Source organism: Micromonospora inyonensis, from assembly GCF_900091415.1.
Taxonomy (GTDB): Bacteria; Actinomycetota; Actinomycetes; order Mycobacteriales; family Micromonosporaceae; genus Micromonospora; species Micromonospora inyonensis.
In genome coordinates this window covers 2,714,146-2,731,403 of record NZ_FMHU01000002.1, presented here as the reverse complement: position 1 = coordinate 2,731,403, position 17,258 = coordinate 2,714,146, and the positions used below count along the sequence as shown (strand labels likewise).

Here is a 17,258-nt window from a genome sequence, read left to right as displayed (position 1 = left end):
AATGGGCGGGGTGGACGACAAGAGTCTGACCGAGAACAGTGCCGCGACCAACCGGACGAGCCTCTGGGGTGGCCGGTTCGCCGGTGGCCCGTCGGAGGCCCTGGCCCGACTGTCGGTGAGCGTGCAGTTCGACTGGCGCCTGGCCCCGTACGACATCGCCGGCTCCCGGGCGCACGCCCGGGTCCTGGCCGGCGCCGGCCTGCTCGACCCGGACGAACTGGGCCGGATCCTCGCCGCCCTCGACGACCTGGAGGCGGCCTGCGCCTCCGGGGCGTTCCGCCCCACCGTCGACGACGAGGACGTGCACACCGCCCTGGAGCGGGGTCTGCTGGAACGCCTGGGCACCCTGGGCGGCAAGCTGCGCGCCGGCCGGTCCCGCAACGACCAGGTCGCCACCGACCTGCGGCTCTACCTGCGCGACCACGCCCGGGGGGTGGCCGCCCGGCTGGTCGAGCTGGCCGAGGCCCTGGTGGAGCAGGCCGGACGGCACGTCGACACCGCCGCGCCGGGGATGACCCACCTCCAGCACGCCCAGCCGGTCACCTTCGGCCACTGGCTGCTGGCGCACGTGCACCCGCTGCTGAGGGACCTGGAGCGGCTGCGCGACTGGGACCACCGCACCGCGGTGAGCCCGCTCGGCGCGGGTGCGCTCGCCGGTTCCGGCCTGCCGCTGGACCCGGTGGCCGTCTCCAAGGAGCTGGGTTTCCGCACCTCGTTCGCGAACTCGATGGACGCGGTCGCCGACCGGGACTTCGTCGCCGAGTTCCTCTTCGTCACCGCGATGATCGGGGTGCACCTGTCCCGCCTCGGCGAGGAGGTGGTGCTCTGGACGTCGCACGAGTTCGGCTGGGTCGAGCTGGACGACGCCTTCGCCACCGGGTCGTCGATCATGCCGCAGAAGAAGAACGCGGACGTCGCCGAGCTGGCCCGGGGCAAGTCCGGTCGTCTGGTCGGCGGGCTGATGAGCGTGCTGACCATGCTCAAGGGCCTGCCGATGACCTACGACCGGGACATGCAGGAGGACAAGGAGCCGGCCTTCGACGCGGTCGACACCCTGGAGCTGCTGCTGCCCGCCCTCGCCGGGATGATTTCCACCATGACGGTGCGGGTGGACCGGCTGGTCGCCGCCGCGCCGGTCGGTTTCTCGCTGGCCACCGAGGTCGCCGACTGGCTGGTCCGGCGCAACGTGCCGTTCCGCGAGGCACACGAGATCACCGGCCGGCTCGTGGCGCTCTGCGTGGCCCGGGACTGCGCCCTCGACGAGGTCTCCGACGCCGACCTGGCGGCGGTCAGCGGGCACCTCGACCCGTCGGTGCGGGACGTGCTCTCGGTCCGCTCGGCGCTGGCGGCCCGGACCACGCCCGGCTCGACCGGGCCCGGCCCGGTCGCCGACCAGCTCGCCGCCGCCGCCGACCAACTGGCCGGCTGGCGGGAGTGGGCCGCCGAGACGGTCGTCCCCCGCTGAGCGTGGCCGTCGCGGCGTGCGGGGACACCCGTACGCCGCGACGTCGGTCAGGACGCGGTCGGCCGCTCGCGTTTCGGCAGCTTGGCCACGATCGTGTCGTACGAGGCGTCGACCGCTTCGCGTAGCTCGTCGTCGGCGATCGCGCCGTCGAGGCGCAGCGTGTTCCAGCCGGACCGGCCGATGTAGGCGGAGGGCCGGGCGTCCTCCGGGTACCGGTGCAGCCACTCGTCGGCGACGTCACGGTCCGGACCGCACTTGACCCCGACGGTCGCCGCGTCCGGGCTCCCGAGGAAGGCGAAGATCCGGCTGCCGACCTTGACCACCGTGTCGTCCTCCCAGGGGTGGTCCTCCCAGGCGCCCGGTTTTCCCAGGCAGTACGCCAGCATCTCGTCGCGGGTCACCGCGTCGCTCCCTCCCGGCCCGTCCCCGCCTCACGTGTGTGCGAGGGGACACCGGCATGCCTACCACGCCGGGGTGACATCCGGCGGTCAGCCGGCGGAGGTCCCGGTCCGGCCGGCGACCCGCTCGAAGCGTTGCCGGGCCGCCTGGGCGCTGCCGAGGCCGAGGCCGAAGGCGATCTCCTGCCAGGTCATCCCCCGGCTGCGGGCCAGCGAGAGCAGTCCGGCCTCCAGGGTGTCGACGTCGGCGCGGACGCGCGGCACGAGGGTCAGCGCGGCCATCAGGTCGGCGTGGTCGACCGGTTCCTCGCCGGGTGCCGCCTCGGCCGCGCCGACGGCCAGCGCGAGCACCAGGCTGACCGCCTCGTAGGGCTCGGGCACGTAGGCGTGGGCATGTCGCCGTCGCCGCTCGTCGGTGTCGGCGTGCCGCTCGGTGATCCGGAAGAGTGCGGTGTGGTCGCGGCGGGCGCGCTCGGCACCGGGGTGCGGGGGACGGAACGGGGACGGCTTGTCGGTCATGCCGCCATACCAGCATGGCAATACGATGTTGTCAACGAAATGTTCATCGCTATAACCCTTGACTTATATAATCAATGGCTGAAAGGCTTCCCCGAGTCATCCCGACGAGAGGACGTGCCAGTGATCAAAGTCGCCGTGACCAGTATTTTCGTCGACGACCAGGAGAAGGCGCTGCGGTTCTACACCGACCTGCTGGGCTTCGCGGTCCGCCACGACGTCCCCCTGGGCGGCGGGGCGCGCTGGCTGACCGTGGTCGCCCCCGACCAGCCCGACGGGGTCGAGTTGCTGCTGGAACCGAACGGCAACCCGATCGCGAAGACCTACCAGGAGGGGCTGCGGGAGGCCGGGCTACCCGTGCTCATCATGCGCACCGACGACATCCAGCGGGAACACGACCGGCTCGCCGCTCTCGGCGTGCGGTTCACCATGCCCCCGACGCCGACCGGCCCGGTGGTCTCGGCGATCTTCGACGACACCTGCGGCAACCTGGTCAGCCTCCAGCAGCCGGCCGGCTGACCACCCGGTACCGTCGTCGGGCGCGCGTCAGGGAGGTGGAGGTGTCGTGCACGCTTTCGACGTCCTGGGCGACCCGGTCCGCCGGCGGATCCTGGAGTTGCTCGCCGACGGCGAGCGCCCGGCGGGCGAGGTCGGTGCGGTCGTCCAGGCGGAGTTCGGCATCTCCCAGCCGGCGGTCTCCCAGCATCTGCGGGTGCTGCGGGAGAACGGCTTCGCCACCGTCCGCGCCCAGGGGACCCGGCGGCTCTACGCGGTCGATCCGACCCCGCTGGCCGAGGTCGACCGGTGGCTGGCGCGTTACCGAGGGTTCTGGGAGCAACGGCTGGACGCCCTCGGTACCGAGTTGGCCCGGGGCCGGCGGGAGCGCAGGTCGGCCCCGCCCGCCCCGGACGGCGGCGCCGGCGGCCCGGCAGGCACCGGCGACGCGCGCTCCTGACCGACGTCACCGCGCTCGTCGCGGCGCCACGTCCGTCTCGGGTCCGAGCGCGTAGTGGTTGCCGTGCCCGTTTTGCGCTCCCGGCCCCCACCGGGTTTCCTGGTGGCGTGGACTACTCCTGGTTGACCGCACCTGCCGCCCAGATACCGGCGGTCGCCCGGTCGCTCCTCGGGTGGGAGGTCTCCGCCAACGGGGTCACGATCCGGCTGAGCGAGGTCGAGGCGTACGCCGGCACGGGGGAGGACCCCGCCTCCCATGCCCACCGAGGGCCGACTCCGCGTACCGGCATCATGTTCGGGCCCGCCGGCATGGCCTACGCCTACTTCGTGTTCGGTGCGCACTGGTGCTTCAACATCGTCTGTGGCGCCGAGGGCGAGGCGGCGGCGGTCCTGCTGCGCGCCGGTGAGGTCGTCGACGGGGCGGAACTCGCCCGCAAGCGGCGCGGTGAGGTGCCGGACCGCGATCTGGCGCGCGGCCCGGCCCGGCTGGGCGTGGCGCTCGGCATCGGTGCCGAGGCGAACGGCACCTCCGTGGTCGACGGAACCGGCCCGCTCCTGCTGACGCCGCCGACCCGTCCGGTCGACCCTTCGTCGGTCTCGGCGGGGCCGCGCGTCGGCGTGGCCGCCGCCCACGACGTGCCGTGGCGCTTCTGGATCACGGGCGACCCGACGGTCAGCGCCTACCGCCGCCACGTGCCCCGACGCCGCGGGTGAACGCCCGCCAGCGGCTCAGCCGGCGTGGGCGTCCGGGTGGGCGACCAGCACCGGGCACTGCGCGTGTTGTACCAGGGCCTGGCTGACCGAGCCGAGCAGCAGTCCGGCGAAGCCACCCCGGCCCCGGCTCCCGACCACCACCAGCGCGGCGTCCGCGCTGGCCTCGACGAGCGCCTGCGCGGGCTTGGCCGCCGACAGGGCACGTGTGGAGACGGCCAGCTCGGGATGCCGGCGGCGCACCGCCTCGGCCGTCTCCGTCAGCAGACGGTCAGCCGTTCCCACGTCACCGGCGGAGTCGTCCGCCGACGGCGCGTCGGGCGGGACGACGTGCGCCAACAGCAGGGGCACGCCCCGACGGGCGGCCTCCTCGGCGGCGTGCCCGACGGCCAGCTCGGCCAGCTCGGAGCCGTCCACCCCGACCAGCACCGGACCGGCGGCCGGGACCGGCCGGTCGGTGGGCCGGACCACCAGCACCGGGCACTGCGCGTGCCCGGCGACCTGGGTGCTGACCGAGCCGAGCAGCAGCCCGGCGAAGCCGCCGAGACCTCGGCTGCCGACCACCACCAGCTCGGCACGGCGGGACTCCTCGACCAGCGTGGCCCCCGGACCGCCAGCCACCTGGCGTGCCTCGACGGTCAGGCCCGGCCAGCGTCCGCGCAGGTCGGCCGCGGTCTCGTCGAGCATCTTCCGGGCTTCCTCGCTCGGCTCCGGCAGCCCCACGTCGTACGGGTTGATCGGCACGCCGTAGCCGAGCGGGTGCAGATAGCCGTGCACCAGGTGCAACGGGCGGAACCGCTGCGCCGCGGCCTGCGCGGCGTGCGCCGCCGCGACCAGGCTCGCCGGTGATCCGTCCACCCCCACCACGACAGGTCGGTTCATCGGTCCTCCCGTTCCCGGTCCGTCACGTCGTCCTGGACGTACCCTGCCCTATCCGACACCCGGGTCGCCGACACGCCACGCGGAGGCCCGCCGGGAACCGGTCGGGTGTCGCCCGCGCCGTCCCGACCGGTGCCCGACGGACCGCCGTGGCCGGTACGACTCACCGTGCGTCGTGGTGCCGGACGATGGCCACCGGGCACCGGGTGTGGTGCAGCACCGCGTGGCTGACCGAGCCGAGCAGCAGGCCGGCCAGTCCGCCCCGGCCACGCGCCCCGACCACCACCAGCTGGGCCGTCTGCGACTCCTCCACCAGCGCCCGCGCCGGGGCGCCCCGGACCAGCCGCCGCCGGATCGGCACCTCCGGGTACCGCTCCGCCCACCCGGCGACCGCCTCGACCAGCACCCGCTCCTCGTCGTCGGCCAGCGCGTCCAGGTCGTACGCCAACGGCAGCATGTCACCGGGGCCCAGCGGGGTCGGGTGCAGCCAGGCGTGCACCGCCACCAGCTCCGTCCCGCGTCGCGCGGCCTCCTCCACGGCGAAGGCGACCGCCAGGTCCGACAGGTCGGAACCGTCGACGCCCACCACCACCGGACCGTCCGCCCGGGGCTCGCCCCGGACCACCAGCACCGGGCAGGCGGCGTGCGAGCTGACCTGCACGGCCGACGAGCCGAGCAACAGGCCGGCGAACCCGCCGAGCCCCCGGCTGCCGAGCACCACCAGCACGGCGTCCCGGGCCTCGGCCAGCAGCACCGCCGTCGGCGCGCCGTCGACCACCACCCCGGTCACCGGCACCTCCGGATCGACCTTGCCGGCCTCGGCGACCGCCTCGGTGACGATGCGTTCCGCCTGGTGCCGCAGCCCGCCCTCCGACGGCGCGTCCGGTGCCGGCCCCAGCGGTACGCCCAGCAGCGGCCAGACGAACGCGTGCACCACCCGCAGCGGACGGTTCCGGATCGCCGCCTCCCGGGCCGCCAGCCGTACCGCGTGCAGTGCCGAGGGTGAACCGTCGACTCCCACCACCACCGGGGCACCTGACCTGTTGCTCATGCTGTCCTCCTTCGTCCGGTCCCAGTCTGGCTGTTCGGGCAGGTCAGCGGGGAGAGGCCGACGTCCCGGCCCGGGGGCCGTTGGTCCCGCCGCCGCCGACGGCCTCGGCGGGCCGGCGGAGCAGGCGCAGGAGTACGCCGGGCAGCGCGCTCACCGCGACGCAGGCGAACAGGTCGACCGGGCCGAGCGGCGCGGTGCCGAGCAGCTCCCGCAGCGGCGGCAGCAACACCCCGGCGACCTGGAGCAGCGCCGACAGGAGCACGGCGACGAGCAGTCCCGGGTTGCCGTGTCCCCGGCCCTCGGGACGTGGCGCCCGCACCGCCAGGGCGACGCCGAGCTGGGCCAGCCCGAGGACCACGAAGACCACCGACTGCCAGGGCCGGTCCAGCGCGGCGGCGGCCACCCCGGCGGCCAGCGCCACGGCGGCGATCAGCGCGCCGGTGAGCAGGATGGCCCGGCCGAGGCCACCGCCGAGCACCGACTCCTGCGGAGAGCGCGGCGCGCGACGCAGGGTGCCCGGCCCGGCCGGCTCCGCTCCCAGCGCCACCCCGGGCAGTCCGTGGGTGAGCAGGTTGATCCAGAGGATCTGCGCCGGCAGCAGCGGCACGGGCAGCCCGAACAGCGGCCCGAGCAGCATCACCGCGACCTCGGCCACCCCGCCGGAGAGCGCGTACCGCAGGAACCGGCGGATGTTGTCGTAGATCCGGCGGCCCTCGCCGATCGCGGCGGCGACGGTGGTCAGGTTGTCGTCGACCAGCACCAGGTCGGAGGCCTGCCGGGCGACCTCGGTACCGCCGCCCATGGCTATTCCGATGTCGGCCCGGCGCAGCGCCGGCGCGTCGTTGACGCCGTCCCCGGTCATGGCGACCACGTGGCCGGCGGCCTGGAGGCCGGCGATGATGTCGAGCTTCTGGTCGGGCTGCGTACGGGCGAAGACCCGCGCCGCCGGGTGGACGTCGGTCAGGTCGTCGTCGTCCCCCCGCACCAGCGGGTCCCCGTCGCGCCAGAGCCCGAGCTGCCCGCCGATCGCCGCCGCCGTCGCCGGGTGGTCGCCGGTGATCAGCAGCAACCGCACCCCGGCCGCGTCGAAGCGGTCCGCGATGTCGGCCGCCCCGGCGCGCAGCGGGTCGCCGACGGCGACCAGACCGGCGGGCCGCAGACCGGCCGGGTCGGCCGGATCGGGCAGCTCGGTGACCAGCGCGGTCGCCACCGCCAGCACCCGCAGCCCGGCGCTGGCCAGCTGGTGCGCGGCATCGGTCAGCTCGGCCAGCTCGTCGTCGGTGGCGTCGACCACCGGACGGGTCAGGACGTTCTCCGGCGCACCCTTGCACACCACCAGGTACCGGCCCTCGCAGGTCCGGTGCACCGTGGTCATCCGCCGGTTCGCCTGGTCGAAGGGGTGCTCGGCCACGCGGGGCCAGGCCGTCCGGGTGGTCAGCGGGTCCAGTCCGCAGCGGGCCGCGAACGCCACCAGCGCCGCCTCCAGCGGGTCGCCCACCGCACCCCACTCGGGCCGGTCCGGCTCCGGCGGGAGCAGGGCGGCGTCGTTGCAGAGCAGCCCGGCGCGGGCCAGCCGGCGCAGCTCGTCCGGCACGCCCACCCGCGCACCGTCGCGCCGCACCTCGCCGTGCGGCGCGTACCCGGTGCCGCTGACCGCGTAGCCCGCGCCGTCCGGGGTGACCGCCTGCTGCACGGACATCCGTCCCTCGGTGAGCGTGCCGGTCTTGTCGGACGCGATCACGGTGACCGAGCCGAGGGTCTCCACCGCGTGCAGCCGTCGCGGGAGCGCCCGGGCACCGGCCATCCGTCGGGCACCCAGGGCCAGGGCCAGGGTCACCACCGCCGGCAGGGATTCGGGCACCGCCGCGACCACCAGGCTCACCGCCGTGATCGCCATCTCCACCACCGGCTGCCCACCGAGGACGCCGACACCGAAGACCAGTGCGGAGAGGGACACCGCGGCGAGACCGAGGACCCGGCCCAGCGCGACCAGCCGGCGTTGCAGCGGCGTCGCCGCCGGCCGGGTAGCCGCCACCAGGGCGGTGACCCGGCCCAGGGCGCTCGCCGCGCCGGTGCGTACGACGGTGCCGGTGCCCCGCCCGGTGGTGACCACCGTGCCGGCCGCCACCTCCTCGCCGACGTCCCGCACGACCGGTACCGACTCGCCGGTCAGCGCCGACTCGTCCAGGTGCAGCCGGCTGCTCTCCCCGAGCAGCAGGTCCGCCGGGACGACATCGCCGGCCTCGACCCGGACCAGGTCGCCCCGGACCAGGTCGACGGCGGGGACGACCAGGTCGACACCGTCGCGGACCACCCGGGCGGTGGGGGCGGCCAACTGGTCCAGGGCGGCGATGGCCTTGTCCGCGCGGACCTCCTGGACCACGTCGATCACGGTGTTGACCAGCACCACCAGCACGATCACCACGGTGTCCGGCAGGTCGCCGAGCAGGGCGGTGACCACCGCCGCGGCCAGCAGCAGCGCCACCAGGGGGTCGACGAGCTGACGGGCGACCCGGGTGACCAGGTGCCGGCGGACCGGCGCGGCCACCGAGTTCGGTCCCTCGACGCGGAGCCGTTCGGCGGCCTCCGCCGCGCCGAGGCCCACCGGACCCGACGGCGGACGTTCCGCCACCGTCCGGTTCCCTGCCGTCACCTGGCCCACCCTCGACCTCCACCCGTTCCCGTGGCGCGTCCGATCGACCGCGCCGTCCCGCCCCAGCATCCGTCCGGCCACCGGCCGTCCGGCAGGGGCGTTGCGCCCGTCCGACCCGGGACCTCCGGCCCGCGCGGGCGCCCCCGCCCGGTCGGGCGGGGGTCAGGCCCCGGCCGGGCCGCGACGGCGAACCGGGCGCGGCCCGCTGCGGCATCCGCGCCCCGGCTCGCCGCCGGCCGCCCGCTCCCGGGCGGCGACGACCGTGGTCAGGGCTGGAGCACCAGCCGGGCGGCGACCCGACCGGCGAGCACGTCCTCGATCGCGTCGTTGATCTCGTCGAGCTTGCGGGTCTCCAGGACCACCCGGGTCCGTCCGGCGGCGTGCAGCCGGAACACCTCGGCCAGGTCGGCGCGGGTGCCGACGATCGAGCCGATCACCGTGATCCCCTTCAGCACCGTCTCGAAGACCGGCAGGGTGATGTCGTTCTCCTTCGGCAGCGACACCAGCACCAGCCGACCGCCGCGGCGCAGGCAGCGGCGCGCCTGCTCGATCACGGTGGGGCTGGCGGCCAGGACGATCGCCACGTCCACCCCGCCGAGCGCGGTGATCGCGGCGACCGGGTCGGTGCCGGCCGCGTCGACGGTGTGCGTCGCGCCGAGCGAGGTGGCCAGCGCCAGCTTGTCGTCGGTGACGTCGACCGCCACCGTCTCGCCGCCGAACAGTTGGGCGTACTGCTGGGCGAGGTGCCCCAGGCCACCGATGCCGAAGATCGCGACCCGGTCGCCCGGTCGCACCCCGGCCACCTTGACCGCCTTGTACGTGGTGACCCCCGCACAGGTCAGCGGGGCCGCCTCGACCGGGTCGACCCCGTCGGGCACGCGCACCGCGTACCGGGCCGACGCCACCGCGTACTCGGCGTGTGCGCCGTCGATGGCGTACCCGGTGTTGCGCTGCGCCTCGCACAGCGTCTCCCAGCCGGTGACGCAGTACTCGCAGCTCCCACAGGCCCAGCCGAGCCAGGGCAGGGCCACCCGGTCGCCGACGGCGTGCTCGGTGACCCCCTCGCCGACCCGCTCCACGAGGCCGACGCCCTCGTGGCCGGGGACGAACGGCGGGTTCGGCTTGACCGGCCAGTCACCCCGGGCGGCGTGGATGTCGGTGTGGCAGAGACCGCTCGCCTCGATCCGGACCAGGATCTCTCCGGGGCCCGGCTCCGGCACCGGCAGCTCACGCAGCTCCAGCGGACGGTCGAACGCGGTGACGACAGTGGCGCGCATCGTGGGGCCTCCCTCTTCTCGCTTCCGTCCCCAGCCTGGGCGCTAGCACCGCCGACGGTCAGGGGCGCAGGACCGCCGGGTTCGGGACCTCCGACCCGCCCCGGTCGGGACGATCGGCACGGACGCCACCCCCTGTCACCAGCCCGTGTCCACCCGGCACGGCCGACGGGGCCACCGCCCCGGGTACCGCGCGATACCGCCGCCCGGCACGGCTACCCTCGCGGCGTGAACTGGCTGGACATGATCGGGTGGACCGGATCGGCGCTGCTGGTCTGGTCCCTGCTCCAGGCGCGCATCCTGCGGCTGCGCGCGCTCAACCTCGTCGGCTGCCTGGTCCTGATCTGGTACAACGCCGCGCTGTCGGTCTGGCCCATGGTCGGGCTCAACGTGGTGCTCGCCGTGATCAACGTCTGGTACCTGCGGAAACTGCTCGCCACCCGGCACGACGAGCAGACGTACCAGGTGGTGCAGGTCGGCGTCCGGGACGAGTTCCTCGCCCACACGCTGCGGGTGCACGCCCGGGACATCGCCCGGTTCAACCCGGACTTCCGCTGGGACGACCAACGTGCCCGAGGCGAGGCCTTCCTGGTGCTCCGCTCCGACGAGGTGGTCGGGGTGGTGCTCTCCCACGCGGAGGCAAACGACGTCGCCCAGATCGACCTGGACTACGTCACCCAGCGCTTCCGCGACCTGACCCCGGGAGAGTTCGTCTTCCGCCGCAGCACCCTGTTCACCGACCGGGGGTACCAGCGGGTGGTGAGCCCGCCGGGCATGGTCGCCCCGTACTATCACCGGCTCGGCTTCCGCCCGGAGGGCGACTCGTACGTGCTCGACCTGCCGGCCGGGAACGACGCCGGGCGATGATTCGCCACCCCGGCCACGGGGCAAAGACACGCGTACGTTGGCCGGGACCACCGGTCCGCGGCGCCGCTGAGCCGGCGCGGGCTGCGTGAGGAGATTCACGGCGTGCAGAGCTACTGGAGCCAACTGGCCCTGGTCGGAGTCCTGGTCGTGCTGAACGCGGTCTTCTCCGGCAGCGAGATGGCCCTGGTCTCGTTGCGGGAGAGCCAGGTGCAACGCCTGGAGCGCGGCAGCCGCTCCGGCCGGGTGCTGGCGAAGCTCGCCCGCGACCCGAACCGGTTCCTGGCCACCATCCAGATCGGCATCACCCTGGCCGGGTTCCTCGCCTCCGCGGCGGCGGCCGTCTCGCTGGCCCGGCCACTCGTACCGCTGCTCGGCTTCCTCGGCGGGGCCGCCGAGACGGCGGCGATCGTGCTGGTCACCCTGGCGTTGACCTTCGTCACCCTGGTCTTCGGCGAACTCGCCCCGAAACGGGTCGCGATGCAGCGGTCGGAACGGTGGGCGCTGCTCGTCGCCCGCCCGCTGGACGTGATCGCCAGCTTCTCCCGCCCGGCCGTCTGGGCGCTCGGCGCCACCAGCGACCTGGTCGTGCGCCTCCTCGGCGTCGACCCGAAGCCGCAACGCGACGAGATCAGCCCGGACGAGCTGCGGGACATCGTCGCCGGCAACCACGGTTTCACCAAGGAGCAGCAGACCATCATCGCCGGCGCGGTGGAGATCGCCGACCGACGGCTGCGCGCGGTTCTCGTCCCCCGGTTGCAGGTCTTCTGCCTGGACAGCGGCACCACCGCGGACGCTGCCCGGCTGGTGCTCGCCGCCTCCGGGCACTCCCGGGCACCGGTGGTCCGGCACGGCGGCCTGGACGACGCGGTCGGCGTGATCCACCTGCGCGACCTGGTGGGGGTACCGGCCGACCGGCCGGTCGACGAGTGCGTCCGCCCGCCGATGCTGCTGCCGGACTCGCTGCCGGTGGTCGACGCGTTGCGCCAGTTCAAGGCGGAACGCCAGCACATCGCGCTGGTGGTGGACGAGCGGGGCGCGGTCGAGGGGATCGTCACGCTGGAGGACATCCTGGAGGAGATCGTCGGCGAGATCTACGACGAGACCGACCGGGACGTGCGCGCGGTGCACCCCGAACCGGACGGCACGCTCCTACTGCCCGGCACCTTCCCCGTGCACGACCTGGCCGACGTGGGCGTCGAACTGCCCGGCCGACCCGACGGGGACTACACCACCGTCGCCGGGCTGGTGCTGGCCTGCCTGGGGCACATCCCCACCGAGGCCGGGGAACACGTGAGCATCGACGGTTGGCGGCTGGAGGTCGCCGACGTCGACCACCACGCCATCTCCCGGGTGCGGGTACGCCCCGGCGAGCGGCCGGTCCGGCCCGCCGACGCCGAGCCGGCCCTGGATCCCGCCCAGCGCTGACCCGCGTCTCTCAACCGGCCAGCCCCGCGGGCAGCGGTGCGGCGTGCATGACGTCCAGCCGGGAGACCGCCCGGGTGAGTACCACGTAGAGACGGCGGGCGCCCCTCGGCTCGGCGGCCACGATCGCCGCCGGCTCGACCACGATCACGTGGTCGTACTCCAGTCCCTTGACCTGCCCGGCGGCGAGCAGCGTCAGACGTCCGTCGGTCGGCTCCGGCCCGGTGGGTTCGAGGCCCGCCGCCTGCAGGGCCGCCGCCAGGACCGGCACCGCCGTCTCGACCGCGATCACCGCCAGCGAACCGGGGCGGTCCAGCGCCCCGCGCACCAGAGCGGGAAGCGCGGCGACCGGGTCGACGACCGGATGGATCCGCAGTTCGCCGGAGCCCCGCACCGGCACCGTGGGCGGGACGTCCACCCCGAGCGTGGCCAGCAGCCGGTTGGCCAGCGTCACCACCGGCCCGGGCACCCGGAACCCGGCGGTCAGCGGCAGCACCGCCGCATCGGGCTTGCCCAGGTGGGCCACCTGCTCCCGCCAGCTGGACGCCGCCCACGGGGTGGTGCCCTGGGCCAGGTCGCCGAGGATGGTGAGCGAGGCGTGCACGGCCCGCCGGGCCACCGCGCGGCACTGCATGGGGGAGAGGTCCTGCGCCTCGTCGACCACCACGTGTCCGTAGCCGGTCGGCCGGTCGAGCAGGCCGGCCGCCTCGTCGATGAGCACCAGGTCCGCCTCGGTCCAGGGTGCCGTCCGGGGGGTACGCGGTCGGGGCCACCGGATCGCCGCCCGCTCGGCGGGGGCGAGCAGGTCCCCGGCGACCCGGTCCAGCAGCTCCGGATCCCCGAGCACCTCGGCGACCAGCTCCTCCGGACGGACCGCGGGCCAGACCCGGTCGAGCAGGGCGGCGACCGGGCGGCTTCGACTGATCCGGCGCACCCACGCCGGGCCGGGTGTGTCCCGCGTCTCGGCGTGCCGCTGTACCTGCTGCACCACCCGGGCCCGCAACCGCTCCCGCCCGGTCGCGTACGGCGGCTGCTCGGCGCGTACCTCGACGACCAGCCGCCGTAACGCCTCGACGGAGACCCGCCACCGGTAGCTGCCGTCCGGCACCATCAGCGGCTCCTCCGGGAGCCGGATCCGCTCGGCCAGGGCCCGGCGCAGCACCTCGGCCATCCGCGCGTTCTGCTTGACCATCGCCGCGTCCGCCGCGTCGTGGCCCCGTACCGGCACCCGGGCCAGCAGTTCCGCCAGGGTCGTCTGGGTCACGTCGGCCTCGCCGAGCGCCGGCAGCACCTCGCGGACGTGCCGCAGGAACGCCGGATTCGGGCCGAGCACCAGCACCCCGCTTCGGCGCAGCCGCGCCGCGTGCGTGTAGAGCAGGTAGGCGGCTCGGTGCAGCCCGACCGCCGTCTTGCCGGTACCGGGCGCGCCCTGGACGCAGATCGACCGGGCCAGGTCGGCGCGGACCAGGCGGTCCTGGTCCGGCTGGATGGTCGCCACGATGTCCCGCATCGGGCCCACCCGGGGACGTTCGATCTCCTCGGCGACCAGCCGGCCCGGTCCTGCCCCGGTCGCGCCGACGAGAAGGTCCTCGTCCTCGAAGCCGGTCAGTTCGGCGGGGCGGCCGGGACGGACGGCCCAACCGAAGCGCCGTCGGCGTCGCACCCCCTCGGGGTGGTCGGCGCTGGCCTGGTAGAAGCGCCGGGAGACCGGGGCCCGCCAGTCCAGCACCAGCGGTGACCCGTCGACGTCCGCCACGTGTCGCCGTCCCACGTAGTAGCGCGCGCCGGGGTGCTCGTCGTCCTTGTCGAGGAAGTCGAGCCGGCCGAAGTACGGCGGCACGTGCGGTTGGCCGGCGAGGTCCCGGGCGTGGCCCCGCAGCATCCGGCCCAGTGTCTCGGCGGTGTATCCGTCCCCGGCGACGGTTGCCCCGGTGTCGACCCGCAGCCGCGCGGTGTCCAGTGCCCGGTTCCGCGCCGCGTGCACACGGGCCAGGTACGTCAGCTCCGGTGCCAGGTCGCGGGTCGGTTCGGCCCCGGTCGTCGGGTCGGACGGGAGCGTCATGACGGCACCTTCCGGGATCAGAAACTTTACCCGGTAAATTTACTTCCTCAGTCAAGTCCGGGTGGGACTGTTAGCGTGATCCGATGACCGCTCCCACCGGGCTGCGCGAACGCAAACGTGAACGGACCCGCCAGGCGATCTCGACGGCGGCCGTCACGCTCTTCATCGCCCGGGGCTTCGACGCGGTCTCCGTGGCCGAGGTGGCGGCGGCGGCCGAGGTCTCCAAGCCCACCCTGTTCAAGTACTTCGGCAGCAAGGAGGACCTGGTCCTGCACCGCATCGCCGACCACGCGGGGGAGGGCGCGCGGGTGCTGCGGAACCGGGCCGACGGGGAGGGGCCGCTGGACGCGCTGCACCGGCACTTCCGCGACGGGCTGGCCCGGCGTGACCCGGTGACCGGGCTCAACGACCACCCGGAGGTGCTGGCGTACCACGAGATGGTCTTCACCACCCCGGCACTGCTCGCCCGGCTGGCCCAGTACGCCGAAGGGGACGAGGAGGCACTCGCGGTGGCCTGGGGCGGGCCCGATCGGTTCACCGCCCGCCTGGCGGCGGCCCAGGTGGTCGCGACCCACCGCGTGCTGGCCCGCCACAACTGGCGACGCCTGGTCGACGGCGTAACGGCCGACCAGGCGTACCCGGACGCGCTGGCCGAGGCCGACCGGGCGTTCCGCCTGCTCCGCGCGGCCTTCGAACCCGGCCCGCCGGGGGCTACCTGACCGACCGTCGGCGCCCGCGCCTCCTCAGGCCGCGGCGAGGTTCTGCAACCGGACCTGCCCCCGGGCGACCAGGCGTCCGGTGTCGTCGGTGACCTCCACCTGCCAGAGCTGCTGGCTGCGTCCCCGGTGCAACGGGGTGCCCACCGCGGTCAGCTCACCCTCGCGCACCGCGCGCAGGAAGTCCGTCTGGTTGGACACCCCGACCACCCGGCCCCGGTCACCCCACCAGAGCGAACCGCCGACGCTCGCCGCCGTCTCCACCGCCGCGCAGTACACCCCGCCGTGCTGGATGCCGTACGGCTGGTGCAACTCCGGCCGGACCCGCCAGCGGATCACCACCCGGTCGGCGCTCATCTCGTCGAACGTCAGCCCGAGCAGGGCGACGAGCCCACCGTTCAGGTCCGGCTGCTCCACAATTTCCTCCTCGGTCGATGCGACGAGCAGCCTAGCCGGGCCGGTCCCCGAGGAAACCCGCTACGTGGCGACCCCCGGCGATGGGGGACAATCGGTGACCGTGACCGATAGCAGCCTCCCGTCGCCCAACCGGGAAAACCTGACCGACGACCTGCGGTGGCGGGGCATCATCCAGGACTCCACCGACCCCGACGAGCTGCGCGCTCTGCTCGACGGCGGGGGCGCCACCTACTACGTCGGTTTCGACCCGACCGCGCCGAGCCTGCACGTCGGCCACCTGATGCAGGTCGTCACCGCACGCCGGCTGCAACTCGCCGGGCACCGGCCGCTGCTGCTGGTCGGCGGTGCGACCGGGCAGATCGGTGACCCGAAGGAGAGCGCCGAGCGGACGCTCAACCCGCCCGAGGTGGTGAGCGGCTGGGTCCAGCGCATCCGCGACCAGCTCGCGCCCTTCGTCTCCTACACCGGGGCCAACGCGGCCCAACTGGTCAACAACCTGGACTGGACCGGCCGGATGTCGGTGGTCGACTTCTTCCGGGACGTGGGCAAGCACTTCCCGGTCAACCGGATGCTCGCCCGCGAGGTGGTCAAGGCCCGCCTGGAGAGCGGGATCAGCTTCACCGAGTTCAGCTACCAGCTCCTCCAGGCCAACGACTTCTACGAGCTGCATCGCCGTCACGGCTGCCAGTTGCAGTTCGGCGGCTCCGACCAGTGGGGGAACATCACCGCCGGGGTCGACTACGTCCGACGGCGCGGTGCCGGTCCGGTGCAGGCTTTCACCACACCGTTGGTGACCAAGGCCGACGGGACGAAGTTCGGCAAGACCGAGGGTGGTGCGGTCTGGCTCGACCCCGCCATGACCAGCCCGTACGCCTTCTACCAGTTCTGGGTCAACGTCGACGACAAGGATGTCGACCGGTACCTGCGCTACTTCAGCTTCCGCTCCCGCGAGGAGATCGAGGCGCTGGAGAAGGCCACGGCCGAGCGTCCGGCGGCACGTGAGGCCCAGCGTGCGCTGGCCGAGGAACTGACCACGATGGTGCACGGCGAGAGTGAGACCGCCCAGGCGGTCGCCGCGAGCCGGGCGCTCTTCGGCCGGGGGTCCCTGACGGAGCTGGCCGAGCCGACCCTGCGCGCCGCGCTCACCGAGGCCGGGCTGGTCCAGCTCGCCGAGCTGCCGGACGTCGCCGGCCTGTTCCGCGAGTCCGGGCTGGTCACGAGCATGAAGGAAGCCCGGAGGGTCATCGCCGAGGGGGGCGCGTACGTCAACAACGACCGCGTCACCGAGACCGACGCGGTGGTCGACCCGGACTCCCTGTTGCACGGCCGGTTTCTCGTCCTGCGCCGGGGCAAGCGCTCGTTCGCCGGGGTTGAGCTGCACAGATAGCCGTACGGCAATGATGTGACGTGGGACGCGTCCAGCGGATTTGACGATCAAACCGCTGGACGCGTAACTTTCTCTCTGCCAGCGCGGAACGGACGAAACAGGGCAAAGCCCGAAGAGTCCGGTTCGCGAATGGTGTCGGAGTCGGAGGGGCTGCCCCTTCCGGGGCCGGGATCCGGGTGGTGCTCCACCGGTCGACCTGGGGGTCGATTTGGCGGGGCGGAACCGGCCGGGTAAAGTTGGCGACCGGCAGGGCACCGGGCGAGCGAGCGGGAGACCGCAGCGGCCGGCCTGTCAAAACCCACGGTACGGATGGCGGAGACGCCAGCTGGATTTGTGGTGCCTCAAAACGGATAAAAGCACGACAAAGCGCCACAGAGCGGTTTGACACGGCGGAAACGGTGAGGTAACGTAGTAGAAGTGCCCGCCGCGAGAGCGGCGGGAGTGGGAACGGATTGCCCCGGATGGCGCCTGGTGAGGGTTCCGGAT

16 protein-coding genes are annotated in these 17,258 nt (G+C 74.0%); 8 read left to right on the top strand and 8 right to left on the bottom strand.

Translation table 11 applies throughout. The annotated features are described in order from the left end of the window. Position 1: 1 nt before the first annotated feature. Positions 2-1,465, top strand: a complete 1,464-nt coding sequence (gene argH, locus GA0074694_RS26465; RefSeq protein WP_091462706.1) for an argininosuccinate lyase — start codon at positions 2-4, stop codon at positions 1,463-1,465. 47 nt (positions 1,466-1,512) lie between these two features. On the opposite strand, the gene GA0074694_RS26460 is transcribed toward argH, so the two are convergent. Together GA0074694_RS26460 and GA0074694_RS26455 are read right to left on the bottom strand one after the other, a co-directional pair. Further along, entirely contained in the window at positions 1,513-1,866 is a 354-nt protein-coding gene (locus GA0074694_RS26460; RefSeq protein ID WP_091462705.1) for an MmcQ/YjbR family DNA-binding protein, read from the bottom strand. A gap of 87 nt (positions 1,867-1,953) precedes the next feature. Beyond that, positions 1,954-2,382, bottom strand: coding sequence for a DNA-binding protein (locus GA0074694_RS26455; RefSeq protein ID WP_091462704.1), 429 nt, complete (start codon positions 2,380-2,382; stop codon positions 1,954-1,956). Positions 2,383-2,517: 135 nt separating this feature from the next. Here GA0074694_RS26455 and GA0074694_RS26450 point away from each other — a divergent pair, with 135 nt between their 5' ends. The 3 genes from GA0074694_RS26450 (at position 2,518) to GA0074694_RS26440 (ending at position 4,047) form a co-directional block, all read left to right on the top strand. Next, positions 2,518-2,898, top strand: coding sequence for a VOC family protein (locus GA0074694_RS26450; protein WP_425413640.1), 381 nt, complete (start codon positions 2,518-2,520; stop codon positions 2,896-2,898). Between the two features lie 46 nt (positions 2,899-2,944). Beyond that, on the top strand, positions 2,945-3,334 hold the full coding sequence (locus GA0074694_RS26445) for an ArsR/SmtB family transcription factor (protein WP_091462703.1): 390 nt from the start codon (positions 2,945-2,947) through the stop codon (positions 3,332-3,334). A 107-nt stretch (positions 3,335-3,441) separates the two neighbouring features. Continuing rightward, the gene (locus GA0074694_RS26440; RefSeq protein ID WP_091462702.1) at positions 3,442-4,047 is read left to right on the top strand and encodes a DNA-3-methyladenine glycosylase; all 606 of its coding nucleotides are present in this window, start codon (positions 3,442-3,444) and stop codon (positions 4,045-4,047) included. A gap of 15 nt (positions 4,048-4,062) precedes the next feature. On the opposite strand, the gene GA0074694_RS26435 is transcribed toward GA0074694_RS26440, so the two are convergent. From GA0074694_RS26435 to adhP, 4 genes are all read right to left on the bottom strand, one after another. Beyond that, positions 4,063-4,926, bottom strand: coding sequence for a universal stress protein (locus GA0074694_RS26435; RefSeq protein ID WP_091462701.1), 864 nt, complete (start codon positions 4,924-4,926; stop codon positions 4,063-4,065). Positions 4,927-5,086: 160 nt separating this feature from the next. After that, the gene (locus GA0074694_RS26430) at positions 5,087-5,974 is read right to left on the bottom strand and encodes a universal stress protein (RefSeq protein ID WP_091462700.1); all 888 of its coding nucleotides are present in this window, start codon (positions 5,972-5,974) and stop codon (positions 5,087-5,089) included. A gap of 43 nt (positions 5,975-6,017) precedes the next feature. After that, on the bottom strand, positions 6,018-8,627 hold the full coding sequence (locus GA0074694_RS26425) for a cation-translocating P-type ATPase (protein ID WP_245714918.1): 2,610 nt from the start codon (positions 8,625-8,627) through the stop codon (positions 6,018-6,020). A 266-nt stretch (positions 8,628-8,893) separates the two neighbouring features. Beyond that, positions 8,894-9,904: an alcohol dehydrogenase AdhP gene (gene adhP / locus GA0074694_RS26420; RefSeq protein WP_091462699.1), complete on the bottom strand. Its 1,011-nt coding sequence runs from the start codon at positions 9,902-9,904 to the stop codon at positions 8,894-8,896. Positions 9,905-10,129: 225 nt separating this feature from the next. On the opposite strand from adhP, the gene GA0074694_RS26415 reads away from it, so the two are divergent. Then, positions 10,130-10,768 carry a hypothetical protein gene (locus GA0074694_RS26415; protein ID WP_091462698.1) on the top strand — a complete coding sequence of 213 codons (639 nt, stop codon included), beginning with the start codon at positions 10,130-10,132 and terminating at the stop codon, positions 10,766-10,768. 102 nt (positions 10,769-10,870) lie between these two features. After that, positions 10,871-12,193, top strand: coding sequence for a hemolysin family protein (locus GA0074694_RS26410; RefSeq protein WP_091462697.1), 1,323 nt, complete (start codon positions 10,871-10,873; stop codon positions 12,191-12,193). Between the two features lie 10 nt (positions 12,194-12,203). On the opposite strand, the gene GA0074694_RS26405 is transcribed toward GA0074694_RS26410, so the two are convergent. Next, positions 12,204-14,252: a HelD family protein gene (locus GA0074694_RS26405; RefSeq protein ID WP_091462696.1), complete on the bottom strand. Its 2,049-nt coding sequence runs from the start codon at positions 14,250-14,252 to the stop codon at positions 12,204-12,206. An 83-nt stretch (positions 14,253-14,335) separates the two neighbouring features. On the opposite strand from GA0074694_RS26405, the gene GA0074694_RS26400 reads away from it, so the two are divergent. Next, positions 14,336-14,971: a TetR/AcrR family transcriptional regulator gene (locus GA0074694_RS26400; protein ID WP_091462695.1), complete on the top strand. Its 636-nt coding sequence runs from the start codon at positions 14,336-14,338 to the stop codon at positions 14,969-14,971. A 24-nt stretch (positions 14,972-14,995) separates the two neighbouring features. On the opposite strand, the gene GA0074694_RS26395 is transcribed toward GA0074694_RS26400, so the two are convergent. Beyond that, the gene (locus GA0074694_RS26395) at positions 14,996-15,385 is read right to left on the bottom strand and encodes a PaaI family thioesterase (protein WP_091462694.1); all 390 of its coding nucleotides are present in this window, start codon (positions 15,383-15,385) and stop codon (positions 14,996-14,998) included. A gap of 100 nt (positions 15,386-15,485) precedes the next feature. On the opposite strand from GA0074694_RS26395, the gene tyrS reads away from it, so the two are divergent. Further along, positions 15,486-16,772 (top strand): tyrosine--tRNA ligase, encoded by a 1,287-nt coding sequence (gene tyrS / locus GA0074694_RS26390; protein WP_091464033.1) that lies wholly within the window; start codon positions 15,486-15,488, stop codon positions 16,770-16,772. Positions 16,773-17,258: the final 486 nt, after the last annotated feature.

Excerpts from the sequence above, each read along its gene's own strand:
- GA0074694_RS26435 (WP_091462701.1), bottom strand. The coding sequence starts at position 4,926 with ATGAACCGACCTGTCGTGGTGGGGGTGGACGGATCACCGGCGAGCCTG.
- GA0074694_RS26400 (WP_091462695.1), top strand. The coding sequence starts at position 14,336 with ATGACCGCTCCCACCGGGCTGCGCGAACGCAAACGTGAACGGACCCGC.
- GA0074694_RS26430 (WP_091462700.1), bottom strand. The coding sequence starts at position 5,974 with ATGAGCAACAGGTCAGGTGCCCCGGTGGTGGTGGGAGTCGACGGTTCA.
- GA0074694_RS26455 (WP_091462704.1), bottom strand. The coding sequence starts at position 2,382 with ATGACCGACAAGCCGTCCCCGTTCCGTCCCCCGCACCCCGGTGCCGAG.
- GA0074694_RS26405 (WP_091462696.1), bottom strand. The coding sequence starts at position 14,252 with ATGACGCTCCCGTCCGACCCGACGACCGGGGCCGAACCGACCCGCGAC.
- argH (WP_091462706.1), top strand. The coding sequence starts at position 2 with ATGGGCGGGGTGGACGACAAGAGTCTGACCGAGAACAGTGCCGCGACC.
- adhP (WP_091462699.1), bottom strand. The coding sequence starts at position 9,904 with ATGCGCGCCACTGTCGTCACCGCGTTCGACCGTCCGCTGGAGCTGCGT.